16 protein-coding genes are annotated in these 18,044 nt (G+C 59.0%); 13 read left to right on the top strand and 3 right to left on the bottom strand.

Features of this window, described 5'->3' with window-relative positions; translation table 11 throughout:
• Window positions 1-105 precede the first annotated feature (105 nt).
• From aat to infA, 3 genes are all read left to right on the top strand, one after another.
• Window positions 106-795, top strand: a complete 690-nt coding sequence (aat, locus tag ABDX87_RS05275) for a leucyl/phenylalanyl-tRNA--protein transferase (RefSeq protein WP_346831937.1) — start codon at window positions 106-108, stop codon at window positions 793-795.
• 47 nt (window positions 796-842) lie between these two features.
• Window positions 843-1,550 (top strand): arginyltransferase, encoded by a 708-nt coding sequence (locus tag ABDX87_RS05280; protein ID WP_346831938.1) that lies wholly within the window; start codon window positions 843-845, stop codon window positions 1,548-1,550.
• A gap of 101 nt (window positions 1,551-1,651) precedes the next feature.
• Complete coding sequence (infA, locus tag ABDX87_RS05285) at window positions 1,652-1,870, top strand: translation initiation factor IF-1 (protein ID WP_002553999.1); 219 nt, start codon at window positions 1,652-1,654, stop codon at window positions 1,868-1,870.
• 223 nt (window positions 1,871-2,093) lie between these two features.
• On the opposite strand, the gene clpA is transcribed toward infA, so the two are convergent.
• Both clpA and clpS read right to left on the bottom strand, forming a co-directional pair.
• Window positions 2,094-4,364, bottom strand: coding sequence for an ATP-dependent Clp protease ATP-binding subunit ClpA (clpA, locus tag ABDX87_RS05290; RefSeq protein WP_346831939.1), 2,271 nt, complete (start codon window positions 4,362-4,364; stop codon window positions 2,094-2,096).
• 29 nt (window positions 4,365-4,393) lie between these two features.
• The gene (gene clpS / locus ABDX87_RS05295; protein ID WP_074755300.1) at window positions 4,394-4,756 is read right to left on the bottom strand and encodes an ATP-dependent Clp protease adapter ClpS; all 363 of its coding nucleotides are present in this window, start codon (window positions 4,754-4,756) and stop codon (window positions 4,394-4,396) included.
• Between the two features lie 222 nt (window positions 4,757-4,978).
• Between clpS and cspD the strand changes: the two genes are divergently transcribed.
• Window positions 4,979-5,245: a cold shock domain-containing protein CspD gene (cspD, locus tag ABDX87_RS05300; protein WP_346831940.1), complete on the top strand. Its 267-nt coding sequence runs from the start codon at window positions 4,979-4,981 to the stop codon at window positions 5,243-5,245.
• 102 nt (window positions 5,246-5,347) lie between these two features.
• On the opposite strand, the gene icd is transcribed toward cspD, so the two are convergent.
• Window positions 5,348-6,604: an NADP-dependent isocitrate dehydrogenase gene (gene icd / locus ABDX87_RS05305; RefSeq protein WP_346831941.1), complete on the bottom strand. Its 1,257-nt coding sequence runs from the start codon at window positions 6,602-6,604 to the stop codon at window positions 5,348-5,350.
• Between the two features lie 537 nt (window positions 6,605-7,141).
• Here icd and ABDX87_RS05310 point away from each other — a divergent pair.
• The 9 genes from ABDX87_RS05310 (at window position 7,142) to aceA (ending at window position 17,934) form a co-directional block, all read left to right on the top strand.
• Complete coding sequence (locus tag ABDX87_RS05310; protein WP_346831942.1) at window positions 7,142-9,367, top strand: NADP-dependent isocitrate dehydrogenase; 2,226 nt, start codon at window positions 7,142-7,144, stop codon at window positions 9,365-9,367.
• A gap of 203 nt (window positions 9,368-9,570) precedes the next feature.
• A complete protein-coding gene (locus tag ABDX87_RS05315) occupies window positions 9,571-10,011 on the top strand; it encodes an NUDIX hydrolase (RefSeq protein ID WP_346831943.1) in 441 nt (146 codons plus the stop codon).
• A 70-nt stretch (window positions 10,012-10,081) separates the two neighbouring features.
• Window positions 10,082-11,212 (top strand): tRNA 2-thiouridine(34) synthase MnmA, encoded by a 1,131-nt coding sequence (gene mnmA, locus ABDX87_RS05320; RefSeq protein ID WP_346831944.1) that lies wholly within the window; start codon window positions 10,082-10,084, stop codon window positions 11,210-11,212.
• Window positions 11,212-11,832 (top strand): high frequency lysogenization protein HflD, encoded by a 621-nt coding sequence (gene hflD / locus ABDX87_RS05325; protein ID WP_081567383.1) that lies wholly within the window; start codon window positions 11,212-11,214, stop codon window positions 11,830-11,832. Before mnmA ends, hflD begins: the two co-directional genes overlap by 1 nt.
• A gap of 132 nt (window positions 11,833-11,964) precedes the next feature.
• Window positions 11,965-13,335 carry an adenylosuccinate lyase gene (gene purB, locus ABDX87_RS05330; RefSeq protein ID WP_346831945.1) on the top strand — a complete coding sequence of 457 codons (1,371 nt, stop codon included), beginning with the start codon at window positions 11,965-11,967 and terminating at the stop codon, window positions 13,333-13,335.
• 84 nt (window positions 13,336-13,419) lie between these two features.
• Window positions 13,420-14,586 (top strand): cupin domain-containing protein, encoded by a 1,167-nt coding sequence (locus ABDX87_RS05335; RefSeq protein ID WP_346831946.1) that lies wholly within the window; start codon window positions 13,420-13,422, stop codon window positions 14,584-14,586.
• Window positions 14,579-15,004 (top strand): GNAT family N-acetyltransferase, encoded by a 426-nt coding sequence (locus tag ABDX87_RS05340; protein ID WP_346831947.1) that lies wholly within the window; start codon window positions 14,579-14,581, stop codon window positions 15,002-15,004. Before ABDX87_RS05335 ends, ABDX87_RS05340 begins: the two co-directional genes overlap by 8 nt.
• Window positions 15,005-15,180: 176 nt before the next feature.
• Window positions 15,181-15,969 carry a secretin N-terminal domain-containing protein gene (locus ABDX87_RS05345; RefSeq protein ID WP_346831948.1) on the top strand — a complete coding sequence of 263 codons (789 nt, stop codon included), beginning with the start codon at window positions 15,181-15,183 and terminating at the stop codon, window positions 15,967-15,969.
• 639 nt (window positions 15,970-16,608) lie between these two features.
• Window positions 16,609-17,934 (top strand): isocitrate lyase, encoded by a 1,326-nt coding sequence (gene aceA / locus ABDX87_RS05350; RefSeq protein WP_074755322.1) that lies wholly within the window; start codon window positions 16,609-16,611, stop codon window positions 17,932-17,934.
• The last annotated feature ends 110 nt before the right edge of the window (window positions 17,935-18,044 follow it).

Below are 18,044 nucleotides of genomic sequence, written 5' to 3' on the forward strand. Positions count from 1 at the left end.
ACATTCAACGATGTCGCTGCAGTCAACCGCGTGTGACCGCATTCACTGCCCGTAGTTGCACCGCGGCTTACCACTCCCCTCCCCTCTCGCAAAAGTCATGACGCCATGCTGACCTGGTTACAACGCGACACGCTTGATTTTCCGCCGCTGGATAAGGCCATGCGCGAGCCGAACGGGCTCTTGGCCGGAGGCGGCGACCTGTCCGCCGACCGGCTGATCCGGGCCTATCGCCACGGCTGCTTTCCCTGGTATCAGCAGGGACAGCCGATTCTCTGGTGGTCGCCGGATCCGCGCACGGTATTGTTTCCTGAGGAATTGCACGTTTCCCGCAGCCTGACCAAAGTGCTGCGCCAGCAAAAGTATCAGGTGACCTTCGACCAGGACTTTGCGGCGGTCATACGCGCCTGCGCGGAGCCGCGCGACTACACCGATGGCACCTGGATCACTGGCTCCATGCAGGCTGCCTACATAGAACTGCACGCACGCGGTTTTGCCCACAGCGTAGAGGTCTGGGAGAACGGCGAGCTGATCGGCGGGCTTTATGGCCTGGCGATGGGCCAACTGTTTTTTGGAGAATCGATGTTCAGTCGCGCCGACAACGCCTCCAAGGTCGGATTCGCGACGCTGGTGGACCATCTGAAGCAGTGGGGATTCGTCCTGATTGACTGCCAGATGCCGACGCAACACTTGCAAAGCCTGGGCGCCCGATCCATTACGCGCCAGACCTTTGCCGATTACTTGGACAAACACCTCGATCTGAGCAATTCCGCCGACTGGCTACCTAGGCGAGTTTGATTCGGCTGGCATACACTCTTAACTAAAGTTTTTCTCGAGGGTTGATCATGACCGAGCTGGCGCGGCTTAAGTTTTATGCCACTCAACCCCACTCCTGCAGCTACCTGCCCGAGGAACAAGCCACCACGCTGTTCCTCGATCCCAGCCAGCCGATGGATGTGCAGGTCTATGCCGACCTTTCGGACATGGGGTTTCGCCGCAGTGGCGACCATCTTTATCGCCCGCACTGTCAGAATTGCAGTGCGTGTGTGCCTGCGCGGATTCCCGTCGGCCTGTTCGAGCCCGATCGCCAACAGAAACGCATTTTCAAGAAAAATGCCGACATCGAAGTCACCAGCACCAAGCCCCATTTCAGCGAAGAATATTTCGACCTTTACCAACGCTATATCGAGCAGCGCCACGCCGACGGCGACATGTTTCCTCCCAGTCGCGACCAGTTTTCGACCTTTCTGGTGCGCGACCTGCCGTTCTCGCGTTTTTTTGAGTTTCGCGTCGAAGGGCGATTGCTGGCCGTGGCCGTGACCGATCTGCTGCCCAATGGCTTGTCGGCGGTGTACACCTTCTACGAACCCGCCGAAGAAAAGCGCAGCCTGGGCCGTTACGCGATCCTCTGGCAAATAGCCGAAGCCGCTCGCTTGCAACTGCATGCGGTGTACCTGGGCTACTGGATCAAGAACTGCAAAAAGATGAATTACAAGACCCAATATCGCCCTATCGAGCTGCTGACCAATCAAAGATGGGTCACTCTTTACTGAAGCCCTTGGCTTAACCCCCATTTTTCGGGCACAATGCAGCCCGCTTTTGCCTGGCTGCCGTTTGCACCGGGCCATTCATTGGATACCGAGGGCTTTACTGCATGTCGAAAGAAGACAGCTTCGAAATGGAAGGCACTGTCGTCGACACCCTGCCCAACACCATGTTCCGTGTGGAGTTGGAAAATGGGCACGTCGTAACCGCGCACATCTCCGGCAAGATGCGCAAGAACTACATTCGTATTCTTACCGGCGATAAGGTCCGCGTTGAACTGACGCCCTACGACTTGAGCAAAGGGCGCATCACTTACCGCGCCCGCTAACAGGTCTTAACAAAAACGCCCGGCACATGCCGGGCGTTTTTGTTGGCGCGGCTTAAGCTCAACACCCTTTGTAGGAGCGCGCTTGCCCGCGATTACCGACTTCCTGACACGTATGCGTTGACTGATACGACGTCATCGCGGGCAAGCGCGCTCCTGCAGGTTTTTTTGCAGACAACAAAAAGGCGCCTCAATCGGCGCCTTTCTGCTGTATCGCGATGAAACGTCAGGCCATTTCCGCCGTGGTTTCGTAGTCGAACGTGATCTCGCCGTCCTTGTAGTCGATGTGAACCACACCGCCATGCTCGGACAACTCGCCGAAAAGAATCTCCTCGGCCAGTGGACGCTTGATCTTGTCCTGGATCAGACGCGCCATTGGGCGAGCGCCCATCGCAGCATCGTAGCCCCCTTCCGCCAGATAGCTTCTGGCCGCATCGGTCACCTCAAGCAGCACACGCTTGTCTTCCAGTTGCGCCTGAAGTTCGGTGAGGAACTTGTCCACCACGCTTTTGATGACCTCATGACTGAGGCGACCAAACTGAATGATGGTGTCCAGGCGGTTGCGGAATTCCGGCGTGAAGCTCTTCTTGATGACTTCCATCGCATCAGACGAGTGGTCCTGATGGGTGAAGCCGATCGAAGCACGCGCCGCCGTTTCAGCACCGGCGTTGGTGGTCATGATCACGATCACATTGCGGAAGTCCGCTTTGCGGCCGTTGTTGTCGGTCAAGGTACCGTGGTCCATGACCTGCAGGAGCAGGTTGAAGACTTCCGGATGCGCTTTCTCGATCTCATCGAGCAGCAGAACACAGTGCGGCTGCTTGGTGATGGCTTCGGTCAACAGACCGCCCTGATCGAACCCGACATAGCCTGGAGGCGCACCGATCAGACGCGAAACGGTGTGACGCTCCATGTATTCGGACATGTCGAAACGCACCAGCTCGATACCCAGCGCTTTCGCCAACTGACGAGCCGCCTCGGTTTTACCGACACCGGTAGGACCTGCGAACAGGAACGAACCCACTGGTTTGTCTGGGGATTTCAGGCCCGCACGGGACAGCTTGATCGCGGTCGACAGCGAATCGATCGCTGCGTCCTGACCAAAGACCGTGAGCTTGAGGTCGCGCTCCAGGTTACGCAGCAGTTCCTTGTCGGAGCTGTTGACGTGTTTTGGCGGAATCCGCGCGATTTTCGCGACGATGTCTTCAACCTGAGCCACCTCGATGCGCTTCACACGCAACTCTGCTGGCTGCAGACGCTGATAGGCACCCGCCTCGTCAATCACGTCGATGGCCTTGTCCGGCATATGACGGTCATTGATGTAGCGCGACGCCAGTTCAGCGGCGGCACGCAGGGCTTCATCACTGTATTCGATACTGTGGTGCTGCTCGAAACGGCCTTTCAGGCCACGCAGAATGCCGATGGTGTCTTCTACCGAAGGCTCTGACACGTCGACTTTCTGGAAGCGGCGAGCCAGCGCACGGTCTTTTTCGAAGATGCCGCGGAACTCCTGGAACGTGGTCGAACCGATGCAACGGATATCACCCGAAGACAGCAACGGCTTGAGCAGGTTGGAGGCATCCATCACGCCACCCGACGCAGCACCGGCACCAATAATGGTGTGGATTTCGTCGATGAACAGAATCGCATGCGGGCGTTTTTTGAGCTCGCCCAGCAACGCCTTGAAGCGTTTCTCGAAATCACCACGGTATTTGGTACCGGCCAGCAGAGCACCGAGGTCCAGGGAGTAGACGACGCTGTTGGCCAACAGATCCGGCACCTGGTTGTCGACGATACGCTTGGCCAGACCTTCGGCGATGGCGGTCTTGCCCACGCCGGCTTCACCGACGAGCAGCGGGTTGTTTTTACGACGGCGCGCGAGGATCTGAGCGACACGCTCGACTTCCAGCTCACGGCCTACAAGCGGATCGATGCGGCCTTGACGGGCCAGTTCATTCAGGTTGCTGGCATAGGCATCCAGAGGATTGCCCGAAGAAGAAGACTCGCCGCCCTCATCATCCTGCATATCTTGCTCACCTTCAGAGTGTTCGCCATGCCCCGGCACCTTGGAGATACCGTGGGCGATATAGTTGACGACATCGATACGGGCAACGCTCTGCTGTTTCAGCAGGAACACGGCCTGACTTTCCTGCTCACTGAAAATGGCCACCAGAACGTTCGCGCCGGTGACTTCACGCTTACCGGAACTCTGCACATGGAACACGGCACGCTGGAGCACGCGCTGGAAGCCCAGGGTGGGCTGGGTCTCGCGATCCTCATCATGCACAGGGATCAGCGGCGTGGTGGAGTCGATGAACTCCTGAAGGTCGTGTTTGAGTTTGTCGAGGTTTGCGCCGCAGGCACGCAGAACAGTGGCGGCAGCCTCATTGTCCAATAGGGCCAACAGAAGGTGCTCGACCGTCATGAACTCATGACGCTTCGAACGGGCCTCCTTGAAAGCCAAATTGAGGGTGACTTCGAGCTCACGGTTTAACATAGCTTCACCTCATACCCAAGTGTCCGGCGTTAACCGTCCTTCTCGATCTCACAGAGTAGCGGATGCTGGCTTTCCCTGGCGTATTGGTTCACCTGCATGGCCTTGGTCTCGGCGATGTCGCGGGTGAACAATCCGCATACTGCCCGTCCCTCTGTATGGACGGCCAGCATGACTTTCGTCGCCAGCTCACGATTCAGGTTGAAAAACACCTCAAGCACTTCGACAACGAAATCCATCGGGGTGTAGTCATCATTGAACAAAACCACCTTGTACATCGGTGGCACCTGCAATGTCGGCTTGGCTTCCTGTACGGCTATGCCCGCCGCGTCGTCCTCATGGGATTGCGGATCATCCTGATTGAATGTTAGTCGAATCTTGCTGATTGCATGCATGGTAAAGAAGGTTCGTAGGGGACGAAATTGAAATAAGTAGTCACAGGCATACAGGTTTTCAACTGGACCGCTGCGTGACCTTGACTAACGGCTAAACGGTGTTACAAACAATAGAACCCACATTGGGTAAAAAGGGTCCGCGCAGTCAACCAAAATTTTTTAGGTCCGGCGGATGAGAGGTGATGATACTCCCATCGGAGTCCTTTGCAGAGGGATGTGACTATGCTAAGCGGTAAGGTCAAGTGGTTTAACAACGCCAAGGGGTATGGCTTCATCGTTGAAGACGGCAAGTCCGAGGACCTGTTTGCACACTACTCGGCGATTGAAATGGATGGCTACAAGACCCTCAAAGCCGGCCAGCCGGTTCAATTTGAGATCATCCAGGGTCCGAAAGGTTTGCACGCCATAAAAATCAGTGGGCATCCGTCGACCGTCAGTGCCATTAAAGAAGCAGCTCATTCACACGAAAAGCAGCACGAACACAGCTGAAATCACGCCTGAGCCGGACCGTTCAAGCGCGAGACCTGAAAAGCCGGTCAGTTCCATTTCTGGACTGACCGGTTTTTTTTCGTCTGAAGTCGGGAGCTAGCGTTACATGTGAGAGATCAGCGCATCACCGAAGGCCGACGAAGACAGTAATTTGGCTCCGTCCATCAACCGCTCGAAGTCGTACGTCACGGTTTTGGCCGAAATCGCACCGTTGGTGCCCTTGATGATCAGGTCCGCCGCCTCGGTCCAGCCCATGTGCCGCAACATCATTTCCGCCGACAGGATCAACGATCCCGGGTTTACCTGATCCTTGCCAGCATATTTGGGTGCAGTGCCGTGAGTGGCTTCGAACATTGCCACGGTGTCGGACAGGTTCGCGCCCGGCGCGATACCGATGCCGCCCACTTCTGCCGCCAGCGCGTCCGAGAGGTAGTCACCGTTGAGATTGAGCGTGGCGATCACGTCATATTCGGCGGGCCGCAGCAGGATCTGCTGGAGCATGGCGTCGGCAATCGCGTCTTTGACGATCACGTTCTTGCCGGTTTTCGGGTTTTTGAACTGCATCCACGGGCCGCCGTCGAGCAGCGTTGCGCCGAACTCGCTAGCCGCCACTTCGTAGGCCCACTCCTTGAAGGCACCTTCGGTGAACTTCATGATGTTGCCCTTGTGGACGATGGTCAGCGAATCACGATCGTTATCCACGACATATTGAAGGGCTTTTCGCGCCAGACGCTGGGTGCCCTCCTTCGAGACGGGTTTGACGCCGATGCCGCAATCCTGATCGAAGCGGATCTTGGTCACGCCCATTTCTTCCTTGAGAAACTTGATGACCTTGATCGCCTCGGGCGAACCGGCCTTCCATTCGATCCCTGCATAAATGTCCTCGGAGTTCTCGCGAAAGATCGTCATGTCCACGTCGCCCGGCTTTTTAACGGGGCTCGGCACGCCTTCGAACCAGCGCACAGGGCGCAGGCACACGTACAGGTCGAGCTGTTGGCGCAACGCCACGTTGAGCGAGCGGATCCCGCCACCGACCGGCGTGGTCAGCGGACCCTTGATCGACACCACGTAGTCTTTCACCGCATCCAGGGTTTCCTGCGGCAGCCAGGTGTCCTGATCATAGACTTGCGTCGCCTTCTCTCCGGCATAGACCTCCATCCAGGCAATCTTGCGTTCGCCGCCGTAGGCCTTGTCCACCGCTGCATCGACCACCTTGATCATGACCGGGCTGATATCGACGCCGATGCCGTCGCCTTCGATGTACGGGATGATCGGATGGTTCGGTACGTTGAGCGAGTGATCGGCGTTGACCATGATTTTCTCGCCCACCGCTGGCACCTTGATCTTCTGGTATCCCATGCTGACTCCGCCTGTTCTTGTTATCGAGTGATAGAGCGTTCGGGTTATGGAGCGTTGCGCCAGGAGTGCGCTCCACGAGCGTAGACCACTTGAACGGGCTTCGAAGCGAATGCTCCTTTAGTCGAAAACTGACTCATTATTCATCTGCCCTGCAGAACCCGCCCCGAACTGCGACAGGTTGCCGCAGGCCGCCTGAGACGGGGGTTTGGCGGTTTTTCACTGTTTTTGAGGTGGCGACCAACGGCGCTGAATCGCTCCACGCGAGCGCAAAGCGTTCACACTACTATCGTAGTAATGGCCGGGACCGGTGATATACTCGCGCCGGTGACCACAGGGTCATTGGGGGCCGAGCCATCTTAAAGCCCTCGACAGGCCGGACCGTTACCACAGCCCGGCTGCTTGATGCTCGACTGATCTACCCCATATCACGCGACGAAATTCTCGACTTTCGGCTCATCGATACTTTGGGCGAAAGTGCCTACCCTGCGCATCTCGAAATTTTGTGTACGCTCAGCAAAGAAGAGAGTTATCCCGAAAATGTCCAACCGCTCGAAGATCATCTATACCTTCACCGACGAAGCGCCTGCCCTCGCCACCTACTCACTCCTTCCTATCATCGAAGCGTTCACCGCCTCCGCTGATATCGCCGTCGAAACCCGCGACATCTCTCTTGCAGCCCGCATCCTGGCCAGCTTCCCTGAGCAGCTGGGCGACAAGAAGGTTTCCGACGATCTGGCAGAGTTGGGCGAACTGGCGACCACGCCGGAAGCCAACATCATCAAGCTGCCGAACATCAGCGCCTCGGTTCCACAACTGAAGGCCGCGATCAAGGAGCTGCAAGCCAAGGGCTACAACGTCCCGAACTATCCGGACGAAGTCGTGACCGACGCCGACAAGGCCGCCCGTGCTGGCTACGATAAGGTCAAAGGCAGCGCCGTGAACCCGGTTCTGCGTGAAGGTAACTCTGATCGCCGCGCGCCGCTTTCGGTGAAGAACTACGCTCGCAAGCACCCGCACAAAATGGGCGCCTGGGCTGCAGACTCCAAATCCCACGTTGCCCACATGGACAACGGCGACTTCTACGGCAGCGAAAAATCCTCGCTGATCGAAACCGCTGGCGCCGTGAAGATCGAACTGATCGGCAAAGACGGCAGCACCACTGTGCTGAAGGACAAGACGTCGGTTCTGGCCGGTGAAATCATCGACTGCGCGGTCATGAGCAAAAAAGCCCTGCGCGCATTCGTGGCCAAGGAAATCGAAGACGCCAAGAAGCTGGGCGTTCTGTTCTCGGTTCACCTGAAAGCCACCATGATGAAGGTTTCCGACCCGATCATGTTCGGCGAGTTCGTCGCCGAGTACTACCAGGATGCGCTGAACAAGCACGCTGACGTCCTGAAGGAAATCGGTTTCAATCTGCACAACGGTATCGGCGACCTGTACGCCCGCATCAAGGACCTGCCAGCCGACCAGCAAGCGCAGATCGAAGCGGACGTCAAAGCCGTTTACGCGACCCGCCCTGCCCTGGCGATGGTCAACTCCGACAAAGGCATCACCAACCTGCACGTGCCGAGCGACGTCATCGTCGACGCCTCGATGCCTGCGATGATTCGTGATTCCGGCAAGATGTGGAACAACGACGGCGTCCTGCAGGACACCAAGGCCGTGATCCCGGATCGCTGCTACGCCACTATCTACCAGGCTGTCATCGAAGACTGCAAGAAACACGGCGCCTTCGATCCGACCACCATGGGCAGCGTGCCAAACGTCGGCCTGATGGCTCAGAAAGCCGAAGAGTACGGCTCGCACAACAAGACCTTCCAGATCGAAACTGACGGCGTGGTCCGCGTGACCGACGACAAAGGTCAGGTTCTGATGGAACAGAACGTTGAAGCCGGCGACATCTGGCGCATGTGCCAGACCAAAGACGCGCCGATTCAAGACTGGGTCAAGCTGGCCGTGAACCGTTCGCGCCTGAGCAACACCCCGGCCATCTTCTGGCTGGACCCGAAACGTGCTCACGACGCCGTGATGATCAAGAAGGTCGAGAAGTACCTGAAGGATCACGACACCACTGGCCTGGACATCAGCATCAAGTCGCCGGTCGACGCGATGAAGGTTTCCCTGGAGCGTATCCGCGCCGGCAAGGACACCATTTCGGTGACCGGTAACGTGCTGCGTGACTACCTGACCGACCTGTTCCCGATCATGGAACTGGGCACAAGCGCCAAGATGCTGTCGATCGTTCCGCTGATGAATGGCGGCGGTCTGTTCGAAACCGGCGCTGGCGGTTCGGCACCGAAGCACGTTCAACAGCTGAACGAAGAGAACTTCCTGCGCTGGGATTCGCTGGGCGAATTCCTGGCACTGGCAGCTTCCCTGGAGCACTTGGGCAACGTCTACAACAACCCGAAAGCGCTGGTACTTGCCACCGCCCTGGACAAGGCCACCGGCCAGTTCCTGGACAACAACAAGTCGCCATCGCGCAAGGTTGGCGGTATCGACAACCGTGGCAGCCACTTCTACCTGGCCATGTACTGGGCTCAGGCTCTGGCGGCCCAGACCGAAGATACGGCCCTGCAAGCCAAGTTCACCGAACTGGCGAAAACCCTGACCGATAACGAGACCACCATCGTTAACGAGCTGAACGCTGTTCAGGGCAAGCCTCTCGACATCGGCGGTTACTACTTCGCCACCCCAGAACTGGCCAGCAAAGCCATGCGCCCGAGCAAGACCCTGAACGATGCGATCAACGCGTTGAAGTAAGGTTGTAACGCTCTGTCACAAACCCCGGCCGAGTGCCGGGGTTTGTGTTTCTGCGCAAAACGCAATCTGGAAATATGACCTGTGGGAGCGAGCTTGCTCGCGAAAGGGTCCTAAGCTTCAACATCACTGCCGACAGGTAAACCGCTTTCGCGAGCAAGCTCGCTCCCACAGTGGTTTACACCTGCCGCACGAGCGGAATATCCATGACCTGGCAACCCCACATCACCGTCGCCACCATCGTCGAAGACAACGGCCGCTTTCTGTTCGTCGAAGAAGTCAAACATGACAAGCGGGTGCTCAACCAGCCCGCCGGCCATCTGGAAGCGAACGAAACCCTGCGCGACGCCGCGATTCGCGAAACCCTGGAAGAAACCGGCTGGGACGTCGAATTGACCGGCGTGGTCGGCATCTATCTGTACACCGCGCCCAGCAACGGCGTGACCTACCAACGGGTGTGCTTCACTGCGAAGGCCGTCAAACACCATCCCGACCGCGCACTGGACACCGGTATCGTCGGCGCGCCGTGGTTCACTCGCGACGAACTGGCCGCTCAACCCGAGCGCTGGCGCAGCGAGCTGGTCCTGCGATGCATCGACGATTACCTGGCAGGCCCGGTCCACAGCCTGGATGTCGTACGCAACTGAATAGCTTTTAGCCTTGACGCCGAGTCCCTGTTAGAATCGCGTCCTTTTCCAAGCTACCCATCGAACTCCTATGTCTGATTCAGCCTTTTCCGATACAGAAAAGAAGCGCGTCATTGTCGGCATGTCCGGCGGCGTGGATTCTTCGGTCTCCGCCCTTCTGCTCATGGAGCAGGGGTATCAGGTGGAAGGCCTGTTCATGAAGAACTGGGAAGAAGACGACGGAACGGAATACTGCACCGCCATGGACGACCTCGCGGACGCCCAGGCCGTGTGCGACCGCATCGGTATCAAGCTGCACACGGTGAACTTCGCCGCCGAGTACTGGGATAACGTCTTCGAGCACTTCCTCGAAGAGTACAAGGCCGGCCGTACGCCGAACCCGGACATCCTGTGCAACCGGGAAATCAAGTTCAAAGCCTTCCTTGATTACGCCTTCATGCTCGGCGCCGACCTGATTGCCACCGGCCACTATGTGCGTCGCCGCGACATTGACGGCCGCACCGAGCTGCTCAAGGGCCTGGACCCGAACAAGGACCAGAGCTACTTCCTGCACGCGGTGGCAGGCGAGCAGATCGCCAAGACCCTGTTCCCGGTCGGTGAACTGGAGAAGCCCGAAGTTCGTGCGATTGCCGAGAAGTACCAGCTGGCAACCGCGAAGAAAAAGGACTCCACCGGCATCTGCTTCATTGGCGAACGTCGCTTCACCGACTTCCTCAAGCAGTACCTGCCTGCGCAACCGGGCGAAATCAAGACCACCGAAGGTGACGTCATCGGCCGTCATGCGGGCCTGATGTACCACACCATTGGCCAGCGTCAGGGCCTGGGCATCGGCGGGCTGAAAGACGCTGGCGACGAGCCGTGGTACGTGCTGGAAAAAGACCTGGCGAACAACGTGCTGATCGTCGGCCAGGGCAACGAACACCCCTGGCTGTTCTCCCGCGCCCTGCTGGCCTCGGAAATCTACTGGGTCAACCCGATCGACCTGAGCACCCCGCGCACGCTGACCGCCAAGGTCCGCTATCGCCAGGGCGATCAGCGCTGCACGCTGGAACGCACCGACACGGGCTACCGCGCCACCTTCGACGAACCGCAACGGGCCGTGACCCCAGGCCAGTCCGTGGTCTTCTACGACGGCGAAGTCTGCCTCGGCGGTGGCGTCATCGAAATCGCCGACCCCTGGCACAGCAAGGACCCTCGTTGATGAGTCCGATTCAAGAGCAACTCACCGCACTCGGCGGCGTGTTTCAGGCGGCCGTGCTGGTGGACCGGATCGCCAAGACCGGTCAGGCCAGCGAGGCGGCTGTCGGCTGCCTGCTGGGCGGATTGCTGGTCATGGACCCGAAGGACACGCTCGACGTGTTCGGCGGCGACGACCTGAACCTGCGCGAGGGTTACCGCGCCCTTGCCAGTGCTCTTGAGCGCGACCCCGGGACGCTTCAGCGCGAGCCCCTGCGTTATGCGCTGGCCATGCTGGGCCTTGAGCGTCAGCTGTCCAAGCGCGACGACATGCTCGAAACCATCGGCAAGCGCCTGCCGCAGATCAAGTCGCAGGTCGAACACTTCGGCATCGTTCACGAGAACGTCATCGCTGCCAGCGGTGCGCTGTACCAGGACACGCTCAGCACCCTGCGTCAGCGCATTCAGGTCCACGGCGACATGCGCAACCTGCAGCAACCGAACAACGCCTCGAAAATCCGCGCCCTGTTGCTGGCCGGTATTCGTTGCGCGCGACTTTGGCGACAAGTGGGCGGTCACCGCTGGCAACTGGTCATCAGCCGTCGCAAGTTATTGAAAGAACTGTACCCGCTGCTGCACGGCTGATCGCCGAGCGCATCGAAACAACGCATTTACTCGACACAGCGCGTCTCCTGTCGTTCAACCGGCCTCGGCTGATCCGAATTTTCATGTATGATACGCGCCCCTTTTCGTTGCCCGACTGTCCGAGAACACCCCATGCAGCTTTCTTCGCTCACTGCGGTTTCCCCTGTAGACGGCCGCTACGCCGGCAAAACCCAGGCCCTGCGCCCTATTTTCAGCGAATACGGCCTGATCCGTTTCCGCGCCCTCGTCGAAGTTCGCTGGCTCCAGCGCCTGGCGGCTCACCCGCAAATCCCTGAAGTTCCGGCATTTTCCGCCGAGGCCAACGCCATTCTCGACGCGCTTGCCAATGACTTCGCGCTGGAGCACGCCGAGCGTGTGAAAGAGATCGAGCGCACGACCAACCACGACGTCAAGGCGATCGAATACCTGCTCAAGGAGCAGGCCGCGAAACTGCCGGAACTGGCCAAGGTGAGTGAATTCATCCACTTCGCCTGCACCAGTGAAGACATCAACAACCTGTCCCACGCGCTGATGCTGCGCGAAGGCCGCGACACGGTCCTGCTGCCGCTGATGCGTCAGATCGCCGAATCCATCCGCGCGCTGGCGATCCGTTTCGCCGCCGTGCCGATGCTGTCGCGCACCCACGGTCAGCCTGCGTCGCCGACCACACTGGGCAAAGAGCTGGCGAACGTGGTTTACCGTCTGGAGCGTCAGATCGCTCAGGTCGCGGCCGTTCCGCTGCTGGGCAAGATCAACGGCGCCGTGGGCAACTACAACGCTCACCTGTCGGCCTACCCGGACATCGACTGGGAAGCCAATGCCCGCGCCTTCATCGAAGACGAGCTGGGTCTGGGCTTCAACCCGTACACCACGCAGATCGAACCGCACGACTACATTGCCGAGCTGTTCGACGCGATCGCGCGTTACAACACCATCCTGATCGACTTCGACCGTGACATCTGGGGCTACATCTCCCTAGGTTACTTCAAGCAGAAGACCGTCGCTGGCGAAATCGGCTCCTCGACCATGCCGCACAAGGTCAACCCGATCGACTTCGAAAACTCCGAAGGCAACCTGGGTATCGCCAACGCCCTGTTCCAGCACCTGGCAAGCAAACTGCCGATTTCCCGCTGGCAGCGCGACCTGACCGACTCCACCGTATTGCGCAACCTCGGCGTGGGCTTCGCTCACAGCGTGATTGCCTACGAAGCGAGCCTGAAGGGTATTGGCAAGCTGGAGCTGAACGAGCAGAAGATCGCTGCCGACCTGGACGCCTGCTGGGAAGTGCTGGCCGAGCCGATCCAGACGGTCATGCGCCGCTACGACATCGAGAACCCGTACGAGAAGCTCAAGGAACTGACGCGCGGCAAGGGCATCAGCCCTGAGGCACTGCAGACGTTCATCGACGGTCTGGACATGCCTGCCGAAGCCAAAGCCGAGCTCAAGAAGCTCACCCCGGCCAACTACATCGGCAACGCCGTGGCACAAGCCCAGCGCATCTGATCGCACCGCACACGCTCTGAACGCCCGGCCGAGCCGGGCGTTTTTATTCCAGTCTGAAAAATACGTTTTTTCAATAGGTTACACATGAATCCTGATATTCCTGTTCAGCTGCTTGGCGGCATCACGGCGCGCGAATTCCTGCGTGATTACTGGCAGAAAAAACCCCTGCTGATTCGTCAGGCGATCCCGGATTTCGAAAGCCCGCTCGACCCTGACGAACTGGCCGGCCTGGCACTGGAAGAAGAAGTCGAGTCGCGCCTGATCATCGAAAATGGTGTGCGCCCGTGGGAAATGCGTCGCGGCCCGTTTCCCGAAGACGAGTTCAGCAAACTGCCGGAAACCGAATGGACGTTGCTGGTTCAAGCCGTTGACCAGTTCGTCCCGGAAGTGGCCGAACTGCTGGAAAACTTTCGCTTCCTGCCAAGCTGGCGCATTGATGATGTGATGATCAGCTACGCCGCACCGGGTGGCAGCGTTGGCCCGCACTTCGACAACTACGACGTGTTTCTGCTTCAGGGCCACGGCAAGCGCCACTGGAAGATTGGCCAGATGTGCGACACCGACAGCCCGTTGCTGGAGCATGCAGACCTGCGCATCCTCGCGGACTTCCAGGGCACCGACGAGTGGACCCTGGAACCGGGCGACATGCTCTACCTGCCGCCGCGCCTGGCCCACTGGGGCGTCGCGGTAGACGACTGCCTGACCTACTCGGTCGGCTTCCGCGCGCCAAGCGCCGCAGAGGTGCTGACGCACTTCACCGACTTCCTCAGCCAGTTCATGTCTGACGAAGAGCGCTACACCGACGCCGATGCACAGCCGGTCAGCGACCCGCACCAGATCCAGCGTGACGCCCTTGACCGCCTCAAGGCGTTGCTGGCCGAACACATGGGTGACGAGCGCCTGCTGCTGACCTGGTTCGGCCAGTTCATGACCGAGCCGCGCTATCCGGAACTGGTGGTCGGCCCGGAACTGGACGACGCCGAACTGCTCGACAGCCTGGAACAGGGTGCGATTCTGATCCGCAACCCAAGCGCGCGCCTGGCGTGGTCCGAAGTCGACGACGACCTGCTGCTGTTCGCCAGCGGCCAGAGCCGTCTGCTGCCCGGCCGTCTGCGCGAGCTGTTGAAACTGGTCTGTGCGGCCGATGCACTGCATATGGATAATCTGGGCCAGTGGCTGGCGGATGAAGACGGTCGTAGCCTGCTCTGTGAGCTGGTCAAACAAGGAAGTCTGGGGTTTGCTGATGAATAAGATCCGTGTACGGGTAGCTGACTGGCAGAAAGACAACGCCGACATCCGGCGCATTCGCGAAGCCGTGTTCATTGCCGAGCAATCGGTACCGCCCGAACTGGAATGGGATGCCGAGGACGCAGGCGCCTTACACTTCCTGGCACTGGAAGGCGACTACCCGGTCGGCACCGCTCGCCTGTTGGCGGACGGCGAAATCGGTCGGCTGTCGGTGCTCAAGGACTGGCGCGGGCTTAACGTGGGCGACGCACTGCTGACGGCAGTGATCGCCGAGGCGGAGCAACGCGACCTCAAGGAACAGAAGCTTAGCGCCCAGGTGTACGCCACCGCGTTCTACGAGCGCTTCGGCTTCACGGTGGTCAGCGAGGAGTTCCTCGAAGCCGGTCTGCCTCACGTTGACATGGTGCGCAGCTCACGCTGAATTCCGCGCCGCTGCACAGGCGAACGCCCCGCCGTTCCTGGCTCAGCTGACTATGCTGAACCATGGAAGCCGGGGCGTTCTGCTGTCTGCGATTCAATTTGGCCATGTCCAGGCCGACAAACTGAAAAACGGGCACACTCAACGCTTTGATTCGCCCCCTCGCGGAGAACACACCGATGTCGTTACGTACCCTGCTCGCTTCAATGCTGTTGGCTTGCAGCTTTACGGCTGTTGCCGCCACCGAAGTCATTCCTCTCAACTACCGCACCAGCGACGACCTGATGCCCACGGTGAAGTCCTTTCTCGGGGACGAGGGCAGCGTCAATGCCTATGGCAACAAACTGATCGTCAATGCCGAACCCGACAAGATCAATGAGCTGCGCGACCTGCTGTCTCAGCTGGACACTGCGCCGAAACGGCTTCTGATCAGTGTCGACACCAGCGACAACACGGTTCAGAACGATCAGGGTTACTCGGTCAACGGCACCGTCCGCTCACAGAACGGCCGGGTGAGCGCCAACAGCCAGACCCGCATCATCAACTATGGCACCGCCAGCCGTGATGGCGGCCTTCAGCAGGTTCAGGCGAATGAAGGCACCCCTGCGCTGATTCAAGTCGGTCAAAGCATTCCGATTACAGACGTGCAGACCGATTCGTATGGCTACGCCCAGAGCAACACCCAGTACCGCAATGTCACGCGCGGCTTCTATGTGACGGCCAGCGTCACCGGCGACATCGTTCACCTGAACATCAGCACCAACAACGACCGCATGAGCCAGCAACGCGCCGATGCGATCAAGGTGCAGAGCACTGATACGCAAGTCAGCGGCAGGCTCGGTGAATGGATCACGCTGGCAGGCGTCAGCGATCAGTCCCGCGCCGATGAACAAGGCGTCGCGCGCCGCTACTCCACCCAAGGTCGCGATGACATGACCTTGCGCGTCAAAGTCGACAGCCTGGATTGATACACCCATCGCATCACCACTGTAGGAGCGCGCTTGCTCTGGGGTCGCACTCGGATGATCTGCCGGGAACCGGAGGCAATAGCTGCGCACGCTGCACGGCGGCCAGAACGAGCCGTTTGATTCTGCTGCCGCTTCGCGCCAGATCGCGGGCAAGCGCGCTCCTACATTTCAATACGCACTACGGCTCTTATGTAGTGCTCCGTTTCGCACTACATAACCCCTCCTACCCCGTGACCGCCCAGTCCCAGAGCGGCTTCGCGGTATCAGCACCAAAGCGCCTGAAACTGACTGATGGGTCGTATTAGACAAAAGATGTAGTGCCACAAAGAAAGCACTACAAAGTGTTTGACGAAGCAAAAATGCCAAGGCATGATGGCCTCGCTCCCACTGATTGGAGGTTTTCGCAGAAAGCCTCAGGATCGCGCTCAAACTCAACCAAGTTGAGCCGGTTCGCTTCTTTTACGCTCAAAAGGCAGTTTCATCGCATCACCATCGTGACCGCGAAAAAAATCCAGGCTTGAACGCAATGCTTTCCGATTCAGTGAGTAGCCTTAAGTGCGCCCTAAAGAAACCACAGGCGCTGGCGGAGCAAAGAGCTTCACCTCAAGACTCACAAGACTAAGCGACGAGGTTTACCCCATGGCACTGACACGCGAACAACAAATTGCAGCCATCGAGAAAGACTGGGCCGAGAATCCACGCTGGAAAGGCGTGACCCGCACCTACTCCGCTGCTGACGTCGTCCGCCTGCGTGGCTCGATCCAGCCAGAACACACGTTCGCCAAACTGGGCGCTGAGAAGCTCTGGAATCTGGTGACGCAGGGCGCCAAGCCGTCCTTCCGTCCCGACAAGGATTTCGTCAACTGCATGGGCGCCTTGACTGGCGGCCAGGCGGTTCAACAGGTCAAAGCCGGCATCCAGGCGATCTACCTGTCCGGCTGGCAAGTCGCCGCGGACAACAACTCCGCCGAGTCGATGTACCCTGACCAGTCGCTGTACCCGGTGGATTCGGTGCCAACCGTGGTCAAGCGCATCAACAACTCCTTCCGCCGCGCCGACCAGATCCAGTGGAAAGCCGGCAAGAACCCGGGCGACGAAGGCTATATCGATTACTTCGCACCTATCGTGGCTGACGCCGAAGCCGGTTTCGGTGGCGTATTGAACGCCTACGAACTGATGAAGAGCATGATCGAGGCGGGCGCTGCCGGCGTGCACTTCGAAGACCAACTGGCTTCAGTGAAGAAATGCGGCCACATGGGCGGCAAGGTGCTGGTCCCTACTCAGGAAGCTGTACAGAAGCTGGTTGCGGCACGTCTGGCGGCTGACGTCGCGGGCGTACCGACCATCATTCTGGCCCGTACCGATGCGAACGCGGCGGACCTGCTGACTTCCGACTGCGACCCGTACGACCAACCGTTCGTGACCGGTACCCGCACTCCCGAAGGTTTCTACAAGGTGCGCGCCGGCCTGGATCAAGCCATCGCCCGTGGCCTGGCGTACGCGCCGTATGCCGATCTGATCTGGTGTGAAACCGCCAAGCCGGATCTGGACGAAGCTCGCCGCTTCGCCGAAGCGATCAAAAAGGAATACCCGGACCAACTGCTGTCCTACAACTGCTCGCCTTCCTTCAACTGGAAGAAGAACCTGGACGACGCCACCATCGCCAAATTCCAGCGCGAGCTGTCGGCGATGGGCTACAAGCATCAGTTCATCACCCTGGCGGGCATCCACAACATGTGGCACAGCATGTTCAACCTGGCGCACGACTACGCCCGCAACGACATGACCGCCTACGTGAAGCTGCAAGAGCAAGAGTTCGCTGACGCAGCCAAGGGTTACACCTTCGTGGCGCACCAGCAGGAAGTCGGTACGGGCTACTTCGACGACATGACCACCGTGATTCAGGGTGGCAAGTCCTCGGTGACCGCACTGACCGGCTCAACCGAAGAAGAACAGTTCCACTGAGTGCCGGTTTTTCGGAGCCTCTTGCTCTAAAACACAAGGTCGCCTCCGGGCGACCTTTGTGTTTTCAGCACTGCCATTAACCTGCTTACAACGCCAACAATGACCTCATA

The organism is Pseudomonas abietaniphila, from assembly GCF_039697315.1.
Lineage (GTDB): Bacteria > Pseudomonadota > Gammaproteobacteria > Pseudomonadales > Pseudomonadaceae > Aquipseudomonas > Aquipseudomonas abietaniphila_B.